14 protein-coding genes and 1 pseudogene are annotated in these 17014 nt (G+C 47.0%); 11 read left to right on the top strand and 4 right to left on the bottom strand.

Annotated elements, in window-relative coordinates:
- The first annotated feature begins 102 nt into the window (after nt 1–102).
- Nucleotides 103–717: an FMN-dependent NADH-azoreductase gene (locus ACI0FF_RS15580; protein WP_419797691.1), complete on the top strand. Its 615-nt coding sequence runs from the start codon at nt 103–105 to the stop codon at nt 715–717.
- Nucleotides 718–770: 53 nt separating this feature from the next.
- On the opposite strand, the gene ACI0FF_RS15575 is transcribed toward ACI0FF_RS15580, so the two are convergent.
- Complete coding sequence (locus tag ACI0FF_RS15575) at nt 771–2123, bottom strand: M48 family metalloprotease (protein ID WP_419797690.1); 1353 nt, start codon at nt 2121–2123, stop codon at nt 771–773.
- Nucleotides 2124–2379: 256 nt separating this feature from the next.
- On the opposite strand from ACI0FF_RS15575, the gene ACI0FF_RS15570 reads away from it, so the two are divergent.
- Together ACI0FF_RS15570 and ACI0FF_RS15565 are read left to right on the top strand one after the other, a co-directional pair.
- Complete coding sequence (locus ACI0FF_RS15570; protein ID WP_419797689.1) at nt 2380–2868, top strand: DUF1178 family protein; 489 nt, start codon at nt 2380–2382, stop codon at nt 2866–2868.
- Between the two features lie 236 nt (nt 2869–3104).
- Nucleotides 3105–5558 (top strand): bacteriohemerythrin, encoded by a 2454-nt coding sequence (locus ACI0FF_RS15565; protein ID WP_419797688.1) that lies wholly within the window; start codon nt 3105–3107, stop codon nt 5556–5558.
- Nucleotides 5559–5617: 59 nt separating this feature from the next.
- On the opposite strand, the gene ACI0FF_RS15560 is transcribed toward ACI0FF_RS15565, so the two are convergent.
- Both ACI0FF_RS15560 and ACI0FF_RS15555 read right to left on the bottom strand, forming a co-directional pair.
- Nucleotides 5618–6844: a hypothetical protein gene (locus ACI0FF_RS15560; protein ID WP_419797687.1), complete on the bottom strand. Its 1227-nt coding sequence runs from the start codon at nt 6842–6844 to the stop codon at nt 5618–5620.
- A gap of 85 nt (nt 6845–6929) precedes the next feature.
- Nucleotides 6930–7154, bottom strand: coding sequence for a hypothetical protein (locus tag ACI0FF_RS15555; RefSeq protein WP_419797686.1), 225 nt, complete (start codon nt 7152–7154; stop codon nt 6930–6932).
- A gap of 125 nt (nt 7155–7279) precedes the next feature.
- Between ACI0FF_RS15555 and ACI0FF_RS15550 the strand changes: the two genes are divergently transcribed.
- Nucleotides 7280–7669 carry a VOC family protein gene (locus tag ACI0FF_RS15550; protein WP_419797685.1) on the top strand — a complete coding sequence of 130 codons (390 nt, stop codon included), beginning with the start codon at nt 7280–7282 and terminating at the stop codon, nt 7667–7669.
- 18 nt (nt 7670–7687) lie between these two features.
- Here ACI0FF_RS15550 and ubiG read toward each other — a convergent pair whose 3' ends face one another.
- Nucleotides 7688–8428, bottom strand: a complete 741-nt coding sequence (gene ubiG, locus ACI0FF_RS15545; protein ID WP_419797684.1) for a bifunctional 2-polyprenyl-6-hydroxyphenol methylase/3-demethylubiquinol 3-O-methyltransferase UbiG — start codon at nt 8426–8428, stop codon at nt 7688–7690.
- Nucleotides 8429–8682: 254 nt separating this feature from the next.
- Between ubiG and ACI0FF_RS15540 the strand changes: the two genes are divergently transcribed.
- The 7 genes and pseudogenes from ACI0FF_RS15540 (at nt 8683) to hisS (ending at nt 17013) form a co-directional block, all read left to right on the top strand.
- Nucleotides 8683–9909, top strand: coding sequence for an aspartate kinase (locus ACI0FF_RS15540; RefSeq protein WP_419797683.1), 1227 nt, complete (start codon nt 8683–8685; stop codon nt 9907–9909).
- 23 nt (nt 9910–9932) lie between these two features.
- Nucleotides 9933–10955 carry an NAD(P)H-dependent flavin oxidoreductase gene (locus ACI0FF_RS15535; protein ID WP_419797682.1) on the top strand — a complete coding sequence of 341 codons (1023 nt, stop codon included), beginning with the start codon at nt 9933–9935 and terminating at the stop codon, nt 10953–10955.
- Between the two features lie 13 nt (nt 10956–10968).
- Entirely contained in the window at nt 10969–13233 is a 2265-nt protein-coding gene (gene ptsP / locus ACI0FF_RS15530; RefSeq protein WP_419797681.1) for a phosphoenolpyruvate--protein phosphotransferase, read from the top strand.
- A 69-nt stretch (nt 13234–13302) separates the two neighbouring features.
- Nucleotides 13303–13491: pseudogene (locus tag ACI0FF_RS15525) on the top strand (helix-turn-helix domain-containing protein); the annotation flags it as partial.
- 114 nt (nt 13492–13605) lie between these two features.
- Complete coding sequence (locus ACI0FF_RS15520; RefSeq protein ID WP_419799715.1) at nt 13606–14541, top strand: DUF4115 domain-containing protein; 936 nt, start codon at nt 13606–13608, stop codon at nt 14539–14541.
- Nucleotides 14542–14653: 112 nt separating this feature from the next.
- Nucleotides 14654–15760, top strand: coding sequence for a flavodoxin-dependent (E)-4-hydroxy-3-methylbut-2-enyl-diphosphate synthase (ispG, locus tag ACI0FF_RS15515; RefSeq protein WP_419797680.1), 1107 nt, complete (start codon nt 14654–14656; stop codon nt 15758–15760).
- 2 nt (nt 15761–15762) lie between these two features.
- Complete coding sequence (gene hisS, locus ACI0FF_RS15510; RefSeq protein WP_419797679.1) at nt 15763–17013, top strand: histidine--tRNA ligase; 1251 nt, start codon at nt 15763–15765, stop codon at nt 17011–17013.
- Nucleotide 17014 lies beyond the last annotated feature (1 nt).

Here is a 17014-nt window from a genome sequence, read left to right as displayed (position 1 = left end):
TGAAATTTGGAAACAATCATTTTCTAAATATCCCTATTATCTATTTTAAAGAAACAAGGCATCCTCTTGGTAATTGAAGTTTCATTCCTATGAGGTTTAAAAATGTCTAAATTGCTTGTGATCCATTCCAGCCCGATGGGTGATAAATCGGTAACGCGTCAACTGGGGGCGGCCTTTGTTGAGAGTTATCAATCGATACATAATGGCGTTGAAGTTATTGAACGCGATGTGTCTGCGTTGAACTTACCCCACCTGGATGGTGAAATTCTGGGTGCATTTGTCACACCGGCTGCGGATCGTACTGATGAACAGGCTGCGCATGCTAAACGATCTGAACAACTGATTGCTGAATTTAAAGAGGCCGACAGTGTGGTGATCGGTGCACCGATGCATAATTTTGGTATTCCTTCGAGCCTGAAAGCCTATATCGATCATATTGCGCGCGCAGGTGAAACGTTTACATATACTGAGAACGGGCCGATAGGTTTGGTTGAGGATAAACCAGTTTATGTAATTGGCGCACGTGGTGGGGATTATTCGGAAAATGGATATCCGCATATGGATTTTGTTCTGCCTTATCTGAAAACGGTTCTTGGCTTTATCGGTGTTCAAAATGTAACGCTTTTGCAAGCCAATGGAATTGCGATGGGTGAAGACGCAGCCGCCCAAGCAATTGCCGGGGCAACACAGGAAATTGCAAAAGCTTTAGCTGCCTAAAACTAAGCGTAATTTTGTTAAGGGGAGGGGTGTTTTTATGCCCCTTTCCTGATTTATTTTGTGATCAATTTCAAGGTTTCACCGGCTTGCAAACCGTCGCTTAAGGTTTCCTTATTCAGCACTTTGAGCCAGTCTTCTTTGAACTTTTCGACCTTCATCTGTTGTGCTAACGAGGCGATGCTGTCTTTCTTACCAGCCCGATAGAGAGCAATATGGTAGCCCGTAATCGCGTTCGCTTCACGTTGAGAAAGACGCTCAAAGCCATAAGTCGTTTTACGAAACGGCAGGGCTAGGGTTTCTGTCATATCTGGCAGTGTTAGGAACTGAAACTGAAAGATCTCGTCGTCATCGATAATCGCGAGGAAACGTAAGTCACGTACCCCCTTGGAATTTTTGATGCGGACCAATCCGGTTGCACCATCCAATCCATTGATGGTCAGGCTTTGAAGATCACGTAAATTATATTTATTAGCCCAAATTTCTGTTAGATATTTGGTGGCAGAAAGACGGCCATACCCTTTTTTACCCATTGTAAAGACCATTGCATTCCCGCTTTTATCTGTGGCGACAACCATATTTGGTTTGTTGACCAACTGGAATGTGTCTGGCACGCTAAAGCGGATGCGCAAATCGGGATGCACAAAAGTTTGATCCTCGATCAGGCCTTGTTTAATGCTTTCGCCGTATGCAATTCCATCAATCAGGGCAAGGTAGGTTTTTCGATTTAAGAAGTCCAATTCCTGTGGGTAAGATTGTGCAATTTTGCTGGAAGCTGCGATCCGTTTACGTGTATCGGGGTGGGAGGCAAAAATGGAATAATGTGATTGCTGTCCCTCTTCGCCTTTCATGCGGGCTTCGAGTTCCGTATGTGCTGCAAGTTTTTTAAAGAAGCTAGCCGATGCCTTTGGATCATAGCCGAGTTTAGTCATGTAGCGAATGCCGAGCATATCGGCTTCCATCTCATGATCACGCGAATAGCTTGCGAGATAGGCTTGACCGGCAAAGTTGGCGATGTCACCTGCCGGACCACCAATAACAGCTCCTAAAATGGATGCTCCCACACCGGTTAAAACTGATTTACTGTATCGTTGGGCGGTATGACGGGCAGTTACATGACCGATTTCATGACCGAGGACAGCAGCCAATTCGGCTTCATTTTCTGCTAATGCGATTAGGCCGCGACTGATATAAATAAAACCACCGGGTAAGGCAAAGGCATTGATAATGGGATCATCAAGAACCGTAAATGTCCATTTCAAATTCGGTAATTCAGACTCTTTTGCGAGACGTTGTCCCAAATCATTTACATAGCGTGTGATTGTTTCGTGGTCGTAAGCGCCACCGAATTGTTTGAGGATTTTTGGATGTTCCTGTTTGCCAACATTGAGTTCTTGTTGTTCTGACATAAGGCCAGTGAAACTGCTTTGACCAGTGGCGGGGTTGACCGAGCAGCCGGAGGTGGACACTGCAAGCAGGGCGAAAACGCTAATAAGGATAAGAGGCTTCATGCGGACCGTATAAATATGGTTTTGAGTCTGAATGTTCCCGGTAAAGATAAGCTGAAACGCACGTAAATCAAACCATTTGACGGTATTTTTCTTGTTCCTGACATTAAAACAGGCTAAACCGCAGCCTAGTTTTTTAACTCACGGGTTTTTGAATATGATTCGCTACGACCTTCTCTGTGAATATGACCATAAGTTTGAAGCATGGTTTCGCGATAGTGCCTCTTATGATGAACAGGTCAAAGCCGGTGAGGTCCTGTGTCCGTTCTGTAGCAATGATAATATTCGCAAAGCGGTAATGGCACCGGCGATTGCGTCGCATAAAGAGAGTGTGTCTTCAACCGGACGTGAACTGGCGATTGAAGCTGCGGAAAAAGCAGCAGATGACATGAGGGAGGGGGCAGACCCTCAAGATGTGGCGTATGCCTTTATGGAGGTCGTCAATAAACTGCAAAAACATGTGGAAGAAACATGTGATTATGTGGGTGAAAACTTTGCAGAAGAAGCGCGTGCGATCCATTATGGTGATGCGGAAGAACGCGACATTTATGGCGAAGCGTCCCCCGAAGAAGCGCAAGAATTACGGGATGAGGGGATAGAAGTATTGACCTTGCCCAAGTTGTCGGACAAAAAACAGGCAAGTTAGTCCGTCTAAAACTGTCTGCGGATTGTTTAAGAAAGACCTGTCTGATTTTCATGAAAAATGCGAATTAACTCTTACATTTTTGTATAAACTGTACTAAGACCAGCAACCGTAAGTAATGTTTTACTTGCAGAATTTTATATTATTTGAATATATTTTTGAATTATAATAATTGAAATAAATAATATGGCTCTTAGATATTATATCTATTGGTTGTTTGGAGGAGGGTAATCACCGTGTTGAGTAATATAAGAATTCGTTCAAGAATCATTTTAGCACTGGTTCTTCCTGTTGTCGGGCTGTTGTTTTTTGCAGGTGGCAATATTGTGGAAAAACGCCAGATTGTTTCAGATATGGAAAAGCTGACAACGCTGGCGGAATTAGCCCCGACAATTAGTGCATTGGTCCATGAACTGCAAAAAGAACGCGGTACATCAGCTGGTTTTATCGGTGGGAAAGGGAAAAAGTTTCAAAACAAACTGTCCGACCAGCGCAAAGAAAGTGATATCCGTTTTGGGCAGCTAGAGCAGGCTCTAAAGAAATTTCCGGTTCAGGACTACAGCACAGTTTTAAAAACAAAAATCGATACTGCGCAGAAGGCCTTGGGCCAACTGGGGAATAGTCGGGAAAAAGTAACGAAGCTGGAATTTACAGTCCCGCAAATGGCAGGATATTATACTCCGACGATTGCCAAACTTCTGAGTATTGTGGAAGAAATGGCGGTTCTAAGTAATGATTCGAGCGTTACCGGCGCAATTGCGGCCTACACGGCCTTTTTGCAAGCAAAAGAACGTGCAGGTATTGAACGTGCGATGGGGTCCGGTGGGTTTAGTGCCGGTGAATTCAAACCTGCAATTTATCGTAAATTTTTACAATTGATAGCCATGCAGGAAACCTTCCTGAGCCGTTTTAAAATCTTTGCAAGTCATGAACAAATTCAATTTATGACCGACACTATTAAAGGCAAGGATGTTGATGAAGTTGAGCGCATGCGCAAGGTTGCCATTGAAAGCCCGGTGACAGGTACCACGGAAGGGATCGAGGGGCCTTATTGGTTTGATACGATTACCAATAAAATCAATTTATTAAAAACAGTTGAAAATAAAGTTGCCGAAGATCTTGTCGGTTTGGTTGAACGTGTAAGAAGTGATGCGCAAACCGCTTTTTATATGACGAGTGTATTCACCGTTCTATTGTTGGTGGTTACCTTTGTGATTGTGTTGCGTATTGTTGCGGGGATCACGAAACCGATTTTAAGCCTAAGCGCCGTTATGACGAATTTGTCGCAAGGTAACTTGACGATTGCGGTAGAAGGAAGTGAGCGTGGTGACGAAATCGGTGAAATGGCGCATTCTGTTGAAGTTTTCAAAAACGGTATGATTGAAGCAGAACGCCTTAATCAGGAAAAACAAGCAGAACAGGAAGAAAAGCTACGTCGCCAAAAATTATTGGAAGAATATATCCATGATTTTGAACTGACAATGATCACTGTTCTAGATGGCTTGTCGAGTGCGGATACCACGATGCGTGAAACCTCTGCTGAAATGAATGAAATTTCGGTCAATACCAAAGGGCAATCAGCAACGGTGGCGGCTTCTGCAGAAGAAGCATCGACAAACGTGGAAACGGTGGCAAGTGCGGCTGAGGAACTTTCGGCCTCAATCAGTGAGATATCAACGCAAGTGACATCTGCATCCGATACAGCGTTGACCGCTGTGCAAGAAGCCACCGATACGTCACAGAAAATCAGTGTTTTAGAAGATAATGTGGCCAAGATCGGTGAATTTGTTGGCTTGATTAATGACATTGCGGATCAAACCAATATGCTGGCGCTTAATGCGACGATTGAAGCAGCACGCGCCGGTAATGCCGGTAAAGGTTTTGCCGTTGTTGCGCAGGAAGTGAAAACGCTTGCAAATCAAACATCCAAAGCAACAGAAGAAATCACCAAACAAATTGCCGAAGTACAGGCTTCTACCTCTCTATCAGTGGGGGCGATTGCCAGCGTTTCGCGTTCGATCAGTCTGGTGAGTGAGATTTCGGCCTCAATCTCTGCTGCGGTGGAAGAGCAAAGTGCTGCCACCAGTGAAATTGCCCGTAATGTGGAACAAGCGGCAACGGGAACTCAAAATGTCTCTGCTGAAATTGTGCATGTGGTTGAATCGGCAGAACGGGCGGAAAAAGCTTCTGACCATATTGGGGATGCATCGCGTGCGCTGTCGTCACAAGCAGAAATTTTGCGCGCGAAAGTGACGGATTTCTTGCAAAAAGTTCAGTTCGATAAACAGAGCCATGAAAAGAACTTGGTGGAATGGTCCGATGATTTGGCCTTTGGTCTTCAACAAATTGATGATGATCACCAACAGTTGTTAGCAATGGTCAATCGTCTTTATAAGTTTATGAAAACCAATGCGACACGGGAAGATATCGATAAAGCATTTAATGAATTGCAGAATTACACCAGAACCCATTTTGCCGCAGAAGAGAAATTGATGCAGGATCATTCTTATGCACATTATGACGAACATAAAAAAGCGCATGAGGCCTTCTGTCTGCGCGTGGAAAAAATGTATGACCGTTATAAAGCAGGTGAAATGTCCGGTGAAGTTGATTTGACAAGTTTGCTGGGGAACTGGTGGGTCAATCACATTCTGTCCCATGACAAGCGACTGGCTGAAACGTTAAAAGCTTGATTTGTCCAATAGGAAAAAGAAAAAGGGCGTTCCGATAATACGGTAAACGCCCTTTTTCTTTATTGAGAAAGTGATAAGGTCCCGCTTTTTAATGCATTGACCATATTGGCAATCATTTTCATTTCACGGCCTTCACGGGTGTAATAGGTTTGTGTCTCATCATCAAACAAGGCCCAAAATGCCCAACACCCATAGGGATTAATGTCAGACTCTTTGGTTCCAATATTGTGTGCTTGTGGATAAAGCATGACGATGTTGTTGGCTTCGGCCAGTCCATTGTAAATATTTTTATAAAAGAGATCGTCGAAGGTGATCTTCTGACCGGATACTGCCGACCCTACTTTGCCGGTGAATGTCCATTCAGGGAATTGTTGGCACCCATGTAAGGCGACATGTAGTTTACAATCGGTCTCCCCTGATTTACAGGCATCTGGTACATAGGCATACCCGGTAGAACCTATCCCGTGGTCATTTAAGTCCTGATCGGTTTCGAGGTCTTCTACATAGGTTTTCTGCGCAAAAGAATGGAGGTTTTCCGCCTTGAATTTTGTCGGACTGTTTATGCTGCCATAAAGGTGGGACAGAATGTCTTTGCCAAGATCATATCCGGCGACGAACCCGTAATTGCAATGGTACATCCACGGATCATTGCCCCGCATAAACTGGTTTGGAAACCAGCTGTACTGTTGTGAATTGGACGGGGCACAGGGAAAGGCGGTATCGCCAAGGTTTTCATATTGATCAAATACACTTTTGGCAGTTGGCATGCCGTGGGCAACCGGATAAAAGGGGCCGTAAGTCGGGATATAGGCCCAGGCTTTGATATTGCTGCCCTGGTTCTCAACAAAATGATCATAAAACAGGCGCGATGCATTGCCCAAAAGCGGGTTAATGACCTGATCACTTTGGGAGTTAAAGATAAAGACTTTGTCGTCTTTCAGGTTTGCAATCGGAGCGATTAGGCCGTCTGTAGAGAGGGCTTCGGCTTTGTCAATATAGGTTGTTGCCGTCAGGTCCGCCCCGACCCCCATCATGCATTGTTGTTTGATGGTTGCGATGTCACTGGGCGGCATATTTTGTGCACAAAAAAACGGCCCACCAGCCACAGACCCCATGCCGGAAAATATATCGGAATAGGCGATATGCAGTTGTTGCGCCATGAACGCACCGGAAGATACACCGGAGACGGTGATTTCGGTTTCACTTATTTTTGGGACCGGATTTGCCGCCCATGTCGATGTTATAAAGAATAAAGAAAAAAAGGCGGTGAAAAATATCATACGCATGGTGAGTATCACTTAAAAAGAGAGAGGTCGCGTTATGATGCATGCAAGAGATGTTTTAGGCAAGCCTTGGGTATGGACTTCGGTATTATTGAGTTTGCGTTAATGCAAAGATTTCTTCCGGGCTTTCGATCACATGCAGAACATCGCCACAGATCATGGAAAGACGCGTGCAAGCCAATGTCTCCACATCAAATTCATTACTGTCATCCCCAGCGCCATAAAGATTCGAAGGATAAGCACAGGCGATCTGATCCAGACGAACAAGGACGCATTCGCCTTCTAATCCCGTGAGTTTTGTTAAAATTGCCATCATTTAATCCTTGATTGTGAATTTTGATTTTATTCGGTCATTGCGGGTAACTGTTGTTGCTCACGCAGGTTTTTAGGGGCAGTCTTTAAAACAATCTTTTCCCTTAATGTGATGAGGATAAATCGATGGGCGCAAATGTACATGGTTCGTTTTATTGGAACGAATTACGGGTGAGAAATATCGAAGAAACCAAAGCATTTTATCATAAGCTTCTGGGCTGGCACTATGATGAAATGAAAATGGAAGAGGGGGATGACCCTTACTTCTTATGCAAATCGGGGGAGCAGGTTGTCGCCGGTATGTTTGAAATGAATGAGAAAAATGGTTTTACACCGGATGTACCGCCGCATTGGCTTGGCTTAATTCAAGTGGAAAATGTGGATGCGTGCCTAGAGATTGCTAAGTCTGAAAATAGTGAAATTTATTTCGGTCCGTTTGATGTCCCGGATGTCGGGCGTATTGTCGTATTGCAAGATAAAGGTGGCGCTCCGATCGGCTTAATCACCCCTTTTTGATGATTAAGCTGTGCTTCACTAGGCCGTTTGTTTTGTTGCAAACAACAGGTAATTGACGCTTAGATCGTCAGTGAGGGACCAACTGTCACGCAAAGGGTTGAAGGTCATGCCTTTCATTTGGACGACGTTCAATCCGTTTTGACGTAAGCCATCGGCAAATTCACCGGGTTTGACGAACTTGTTGAAATCGTGCGTACCACGCGGCAACCATTGCAAGATATATTCTGCACCGACTTTTGCCATCGCAAAAGATTTAATGGTGCGGTTCAGGGTTGCCCCGATCATGGCACCACCGGGTTTAACAAGGGTGCAGGAAGCCTCCAGGAAGGCATCGATATCGGCAACATGTTCGATAACTTCCATATTTAAAACAGCATCAAATTGCTGGCCTTCTTTGGCAAGGTCTTCAGGAAAGACGCAACGATAGTTGATGTCCAATCCACCGGCTTCGGCATGGACCATTGCAGTTTTGATGTTTTTATCCCCCGCATCGATGCTGGTCATTTCAGCACCCATACGGCAAAGTGGTTCTGAAATCAGACCCCCACCACAACCGATATCCAGAAGGTGTAATCCCTTGAGCGGTTTTTCTGCACTGGCATCCAGCCCGAAATGATCACACAAACGTTCCCGAATAAAGGTCAGGCGTGTCGGATTGAATTTGTGCAATGGGCGGAATTTTCCGTTCGGGTCCCACCATTCGTCCGCAATGGCGGTGAACCATGCCACTTCTTCCGGGTTGACTGTCGTAGAGGCCATCTCATTGCTCCCGTCTTTTTTCGCCTGTTCTATCCGTTTATTTATACGTGCAGGTTTGGCTTTGCCAGTCTTAAATGAAAAAATGAACTGATTTGTGTAAACTCAGGGGTTGGAACCATGTCAAAGAGCTGCATTTTACGCTGTATTTGGCTTGCAAAAATAACGTGTTTAAGAGTATGTATAGCGCGCGCACGCTAAAGCGTCGCATTTGACTTATCCTTTTTTGACTTTCGCCTTAAGGAACATTTCTTCAAATGGCTCGGATCGTAATGAAATTTGGCGGCACTTCGGTGGCCGACCTCGACCGGATCAGGAATGTCGCCCAGCGTGTGAAAAACGAAGTGGATGCAGGTAACGAAGTGGCCGTTGTTGTTTCGGCCATGTCCGGTGTCACCAACCAGCTTGTCGGTTATTGCGAAGATGCATCGCCCATGTACGATGCCCGTGAATACGATGTGGTTGTGTCCAGCGGGGAACAAATTACTTCGGGTCTGTTGGCTATCGTTCTTCAATCGATGGGTGTTGCTGCACGCTCTTGGCAGGGCTGGCAAATTCCAATCCGTACTGACAGTGTTCATGCAAAAGCACGTATCGAAGAAATCGGTACCGAGGAAATCGACACGCGAATGAAAAACGGCGAAGTTGTCGTTGTGCCGGGTTTCCAAGGTGTCGGCAATGACAACCGTGTGACCACATTGGGGCGCGGCGGTTCTGATACGTCTGCCGTTGCATTGGCAGCCGCCACAAAAGCGGATCGTTGTGATATTTACACAGATGTGGATGGCGTCTATACGACGGATCCGCGTATCGTTGCCAAAGCGCGTAAACTCGACAAAATCACCTACGAAGAAATGCTTGAGCTGGCTTCACTCGGTGCCAAGGTTTTGCAGACCCGTTCTGTGGAAATGGCGATGAAACACGATGTGCGCCTGCAAGTGTTAAGTAGTTTTGAAGATAAGCCCGGAACCTTGGTTTGCGGGGAGGATGAAATCGTGGAACAAGAACTTGTAAGCGGCATCGCCTATTCACGCGATGAAGCAAAAATCACTTTGATCGGTGTTGCCGATCGCCCTGGTGTTTCTGCCGGTATTTTTGGCCCGTTGGCCGATACCTCTATCAACGTTGATATGATCGTTCAGAACGTTTCTGAAGATGGTCAGAAAACCGATATGACCTTTACGGTGCCGCGCGGTGATCTGAAACGTGCGATCCAATTGTTGGAAGAACGCAAAGACGATGTTGCCTATGAGCGTATGATCTCTGACAGTGATGTGGTTAAAATCTCTGTGGTGGGTGTCGGTATGCGAACCCATGCCGGGGTAGCGGCTACAATGTTCAGCGCGTTGGCTGAAAAAGGGATCAACATTCAAGTGATCACAACGTCTGAAATCAAGGTTTCTGTCTTGATTGCGGAAGAATATCTTGAATTGGCCATCCGTGCGTTGCACTCTGCATATGGCTTGGATGCTGATCAAGAATAAAAACGAAAATAAGGGGTAGGGTAATGAGCGAAGCTGCCAGACAACAGCTGGATAAACTGTGGCAACGCGGGAAAGATTTTCTCGGTTGTGAATTTGCCGTTCTTGGTGGGGCGATGTCCTGGATTTCTGAAAGAAATCTGGTTTCGGCCTTGTCCAATGCCGGTGGCTTCGGTGTGATTGCATGTGGTTCTATGGGACCGCAATTGTTGTCTGCTGAAATTGCAGCGACCAAAGCAATGACCGACAAGCCGTTTGGTGTGAACCTCATTACCATGCACCCTGAATTGGACCAGTTGATTGATGTCTGTAAGGAACACGCTGTCACTCACGTGGTTCTGGCAGGCGGTTTGCCCAGTGGGGCATCCATTAAACGGGTGAAAGAATTTGGGGCAAAGGTGATTTGTTTTTCACCGGCTCTTGTTCTGGCAAAACGATTGATCCGCAATGGTGCTGATGCGCTGGTGATTGAAGGGGCGGAAGCCGGTGGTCATATTGGCCCGGTTGTGACGTCCGTTTTAGCACAGGAAATTTTGCCGCAGATTAAAGACGTGCCAATCTTTGTTGCCGGTGGCATTGGTCGCGGCGAAGCGATGCTATCCTATTTGGAAATGGGGGCAAGCGGGGTGCAACTGGGGACGCGTTTTGTCTGCGCCCATGAATGTATTGCACACGAAAATTTCAAAAAGGCATTTATTCGTGCCGGTGCCAAGGATGCGATGACGACCTTGCAAATCGATCCGAATTTCCCTGTTATTCCAGTTCGTGCCTTGAACAATAAAGGGACTGAGGAATTTATGGCGACGCAGCGCCGCGTTATTGAGAAATTCAACAATGGTGAGCTTGGAAAAGAAGCCGCGCAGTTGGAAATTGAACATTTTTGGGCTGGTGCGTTGAAACGCGCGGCCATTGATGGTGATGTAGAATTTGGTTCGGTCATGGCCGGTCAATCCGTTGGCATGGTCAAAAAAGAACAACCCGTTTTGGAAATTTTGGAGGAATTGGTCGAACAGGCGTGTGCCGTCCTAGAGACACGTCAATCGGCCTAATCGCAATCAGGTTATGATCCCCGGTCGTTCAGCAATTGCCCCGAAAGGAATTTTGTCGCGTCTGCGCTCCGTTATGGCAGCAGATGCGACGGCGGAAACACGCCTGCAATTGGTGACGAATATTGTCGCGACCGACATGGTGGCGGAAGTTTGTTCCATTTACATTATGCGCGCGGGCGAGGTTCTGGAACTGTTCGCGACCAAGGGGTTGAAACTGGATGCGGTCCACCTGACCCGCTTGCGGGTTGGTGAAGGGGTTGTCGGGGCAATCGCGGCTTCGGGCCGTCCAATGAACCTGTCGGAAGCTAAAGACCACCCGTCATATGTTTATCGCCCGGAAACGGGGGAGGAAGATTACCATTCTATGATGGGTGTTCCCTTGTTGCGCATGGGACGCGTCCTTGGGGTTCTGGTTATCCAGAACAAGACACAACGTCATTATACCGAAGAAGAAGTCGAAACCCTGCAAACTGTCGCCATGATTATTGGCGAACTGGTTGGCAGTGGCGAGTTGATCAATAAAGAAGAAACCCTGCCTACTGACGGTATCGCCATGTTACCGTTGCGTCTGGAAGGGTCCACGTTGAATGCCGGGATCGGTATGGGTGACGCGATTTTGCATGAAGCCCGTGTCGTTATTTCCCGCTTTGTCGCCGAAGATCCAGAAGCAGAACTGGAACGTTTGCGCAATGCCTTAAGCGAAATGCACGGGGCGTTGGATGATATGCTGCAATCGTCGGAAAGTCTGGATGATGAGCATCGCGATATTCTTGAAACATATCGTATGTTTGCCGAAGACGCAGGCTGGCTTGGCCGTATTCGCGAGGCCATTAAAACAGGCCTAACTGCCGAAGCCGCTGTGCAAAAAGTTCATGATGATACCGAAGCCCGTATGGCGCAGGTTCAAGATCCTTATTTGCGTGAACGCGTCAATGATTTACAGGATTTGGCCAATCGGTTGTTGCAACATCTGGTCGGTGTTGAAAAACTTGCCCCCGAAGATATTCCCGAACATGCGGTTTTGGTTGCCAAAAACATGGGACCGGCGGAATTGCTGGATTATGACCGCACCCGGTTACGCGCCCTTGTTTTGGAAGAAGGATCGGCGACATCCCATGTGGCGATTATTGCGCGTGCGCTGGATATTCCGGTGGTCGGGCAAGTCAAAAGTGCCCTGTCGCGCATCGAAGCCGGTGACCCTATTGTCGTAGATGGTAATAATGGACAGATTTTTATTCGTCCGGGTGAAGATGTTTTATCTGCCTTTAAAAATAATGTGAAGGCACGTATTCGCCAACGCGAAGTCTATGCGGCTTTACGTGATAAACCGGCTGTCACAAAAGATGGTGTGCTTGTCTCGTTAAATGTAAATGCGGGTTTGCTGGTTGATCTGGAACACTTGAAAGAAGTGGGGGCTGACGGGGTCGGGCTTTATCGTACTGAAATTCCGTTTATGGCCCGTTCTGATATTCCCGGTGTGGAAGCACAAGTTTCATTGTATCAAAAAATTATGGATGAAGCCGACGGCAAACCAGTTGTCTTTCGCACGCTGGATGCCGGCGGGGACAAGGTACTGCCTTATTGGAATAATCAGGGGGAAGAAAACCCGGCGATGGGTTGGCGTGCTATTCGCGTAACGTTGGATCGTCCTTATTTGTTACGTCAACAATTGCGTGGTTTGATCCGGGCGTGTGGTGGACGGGAATTGAACGTGATGTTTCCGATGGTTGCGGAAGTTGCTGAATTTGTACAAGCGCGCCGTCTTCTGGATATGGAGATTGAACGCGAAAGCATCAAAGGACATCGTCTGCCGTCACGCGTGAATGTCGGTGTGATGCTGGAAGTTCCCTCTTTGATGTTTCAGTTGGATAGCCTGCTTGAAAAAATTGATTTCCTGTCTGTTGGATCGAACGATCTGTTCCAGTTCCTCTATGCGGTTGATCGTGGTAATCCGCGTATTTCCGGGCGTTATGATACTTTGTCACCACCGATGTTGAATGCGTTGAAAACCGTTGTTGATAAATGCAATGAGACCGGCGTGACATTAAGCTTGTGTGGTGAAATGGGCGGACGCCCGTTGGATGCGATGGCGCTTGTTGGCTTGGGCTTTCGCAAATTATCCATGTCGGCTTCGTCTGTCGGGCCGGTGAAAATGATGATCCGGTCCTTGAATTTGTCACAGTTGGAAAACTTTTTACACAAACAAGCCGGTAAGTCTCGCCACAGTTTGCGTCCTGTTCTGCGCCAATTTGCGAAAGACCGTGACATCGCGTTGTAATCCATATACAGATTGTTAACAAAAAGCGCATATAGTGTAAGCTTCAATCGGTCTGGGACTTGAGGAGCCATGATGAAAAATAAAGGGCGTAATGCACAACAGGAACCGGTATTTACGGGGCCGGGCGTCAGTGAATTACTGAAAACGACGCGTGAACGTGCTGGTCAGGAGCTGCAGGTTATCTCCCAAGTCTTACGAATTCGCTACATTTATCTGGAAGCGATCGAAGGGGGACGTTACGACGAATTGCCCGGTAAAACCTATGTTGTTGGATTTGTCCGTGCGTATGCGGAACATCTGGGTCTTGATTCAGGCGAGGTCGTCAAACGCTTCAAGCAGGAAGTTGACGGTCTTGAAGGGCGTTCCGAATTGATGTTTCCTTCGCCGGTGACGGAACAATCCGTACCGGGCGGCGCGATTATCATGATTGGTCTGGTTATTTTGGCGGCTGCTTATGGCGGGTGGTATTTTTTATCCTCGCAAGACCGCAGTGTTGCAGAATTGGTACCTGATCTGCCGGCTAAATTTTCCGAAATGATGGACCGTGTTAAAAATGGACAGAAAGAAGAAACGCCGGCTGCTGTAGAAACTGCACAGGAACCAGTGACGGATGAGAAAACGCCTTCTGTATCCACTGAACAGGTGAGTGAAGCTGACGCACAGGATATGGCACAAAAAGCGATGGAGTCTTTGGAAAAAGCGAAAGCTGAAACAAATGAATCAGCGCAGGTTGTCGAAACCGTTAAATTGAACGAAAAAGTCAATAACGAAGCCGTAACAGAAGAGCAAGCCGAACAAAAAATTGAGCCACAAACAGCACCGGAAACCGTTGTTGAAGAAACAGCTGAAAAAGTGGTCGAAGCTGTAGAAGAGAAAGTTGAAGAAACTGTAGCTGTGGTTACGGCTGAAACAGCAACGGCCCCGACGATTGAGACAGAAACAGCACCCACCGCCATCGAAGAAAAAATTGAAGAAACGTCAGCCGCAGCACCGGCTGCTGTTGAAAACGAAGCGCCTGCTGAACCGCAAGTCATGACTGAAAAAGTTATGTTGAAAGCGGTTGATTATTCGTGGATTCAAGTCACGGACACAGATGGTAACGTTATCCATACGCAGGTTTTAAACGAAGGTGAAGAATATCAAATCCCTCAAACGCAAGGTTTGATCCTGCGCACAGGGAATGCGGGGGGGCTGGAAATTTATGTGGATGGTACGAAAGTTCCGTCAATTGGTGATGCGGGTGAAGTCCGCCGCAAAGTCTTGATCAACCCCGAAAAATTATTGGCGGGGAAGGCAGTGGAAAGTTAAACTTTTCCCCGTTGACCTGTTTGCATACCGACAAGACATATCAGTCCTTTTTTTAGCCCAAAATATAAGCTATAAGGCGCATTCTGTTTAATTGTGATGAGCTTTGATCGCTATGTCTGTGCGCCCTTATAGAGATATCATCCGTCGAAAGTCCCGTCAAATCCGTGTCGGTGATGTGTTGGTTGGTGGCGATGCGCCGATTTCGGTGCAATCGATGACCAATACATTGACCACCGACGTTGATGCAACGGTTCGCCAAGTTTTGGCGATGGAAGAGGCTGGTGCTGATATCGTGCGTATTTCGGTGCCGGATGAAGATTCTTCAGCCGCCCTGAAAGATATCATCAAACAGGTCAATGTACCGATCGTGGCCGACATCCATTTCCATTACAAACGCGGGATCGAGGCTGCAGAAGCGGGTGCTGCCTGCCTGCGGATCAATCCGGGTAATATTGGATCTGCGGCACGTGTACGCGAAGTAGTTCAGGCGGCCAAAGATAATGGGTGTTCCATGCGCATTGGTGTAAATGCCGGATCACTGGAAAAAGATTTGCTGGAAAAATATGGCGAGCCTTGCCCCGAAGCGATGGTGGAAAGTGCGCTGAACCATGCCCGCATTCTCGAAGATAATGATTTCTTTGAATTTAAAATCAGTGTGAAAGCATCCGATGCCTTTTTAGGCGTTGCGGCTTATCAAGGACTGGCGGAAGCTTGCGATTATCCCTTGCATCTCGGAATTACAGAAGCCGGTGGATTACAGGCTGGAACGGTTTTATCCTCTATCGGGATCGGCAATTTGTTATGGGCTGGTATTGGCGATACGTTGCGTGTATCCCTGTCTGCTGATCCGGTGGAAGAAGTTAAAGTCGGCTACCATATTTTAAAATCGCTGGGTTTACGTACCCGTGGGGTCAAGGTCGTCTCCTGCCCATCTTGTGCCCGTCAGGGCTTTGATGTGGTGAAAACGGTGGCGGAAGTGGAAGACCGTTTGCAACATATTCGCACACCTTTGACATTGTCTATCATTGGGTGCGTAGTAAATGGTCCCGGTGAAGCGCGTGAAACCGATATCGGTTTAACCGGGGGTGGGGGCGGAAGCCACAAGGTTTATGTCGGCGGCGTGCCTGATCACAATACCTCAAGTGAAGAAATGATCGACCATATCGTGCAGTTGGTTGAACAAAAAGCTGCACAAATCGAAGCACAGAAAGAAGAATAATCATGGCTGGATTACAACCTGTTAAAGGCACTTACGATCTCCTTCCTCAAGAGCGCGCTTTGCACCGTCATGTAACGGAAACCGCGCGTTCGATTTGTGAACGTTATGGCTTTAATGAGGTCATTACACCGATTTTTGAATTTTCCGAAGTTTTTTCACGCACACTTGGCGAGACATCGGATGTTGTGACCAAGGAAATGTTTTCTTTTGTGACCAAAGGCGATGACCAGATTACACTTCGCCCTGAAGGGACAGCTGGCATTTGCCGCTCGTTCATTTCCAATGGATTGCAGCAGGAAACGCCGGTTAAACATTTTTATTACGGCCCGATGTTTCGTTATGAACGCCCGCAAAAAGGACGCCAGCGTCAGTTCCACCAAGTCGGGATTGAGTTAATCGGTATTGATAGCCCGCAAGCCGATATTGAAGTGGTGGCCGCAGGATATCATTTCTTAAAAGAGTTGGGTTTCGCAGATGTGGTGACTTTGGAACTTAACAGTCTGGGAGATAGCGAAAGCCGCAATGCATACCGTGAAAAGCTGGTGGCTTATCTTAGTCAGTTTGAAGATAAATTATCAGAAGACAGCAAAAAACGTCTGGTGACAAATCCGCTGCGTATTCTTGATTCCAAAGATGAAGGTGATCGGGAAATTGTAAAAGATGCGCCACTATTGGGTGAATGCCTGAACGAAACGTCGCAAGCTTTTTATGACGAAGTGAAACGTGGGCTGGATATGCTGGGCGTTCCTTATGTGGAAAACCCGCGTCTGGTGCGCGGCTTGGATTATTATTGCCACACCGCCTTTGAATTTACGACCAATACATTGGGGGCACAAGGTACTGTTTTAGCAGGCGGGCGTTACGATGGTCTGATCAAGATGATGGGCGGACCGCAGGTTCCCGGCGTGGGATGGGCATCCGGTGTGGAACGTCTGGCCTTGATGCTGGGGGAAGACAAAGTTGAACTACCTCGCCCTATTGTGGTGATTCCGGCGGCAAATGAACATCAGGACGATGCCTTTTTGGTTGCCAATCGTTTGCGTCAGGAAGGTTATATTGTTGAACAGGGCTATAGCGGGAATTTTAAGAAACGTTTGAATAAAGCGAATAAACTGAATGCTTTTGTTGCAATCATCGTAGGGATGTCGGAATGTAACGAAGGCGAGGTGATGTTCCGCGATCTGAACACAGGTGATCAGGTTCAGGTTTCTGTGGATGGACTGCCTGCTTTGATTGAACGTGCAAAAGGGTAAT

Origin of the sequence: Terasakiella sp. 4MB5A (assembly GCF_050058155.1) — a bacterium.
Lineage (GTDB): Bacteria > Pseudomonadota > Alphaproteobacteria > Rhodospirillales > Terasakiellaceae > Terasakiella > Terasakiella halodenitrificans.
This window is presented reverse-complemented; position numbering and strand designations above follow the sequence as displayed.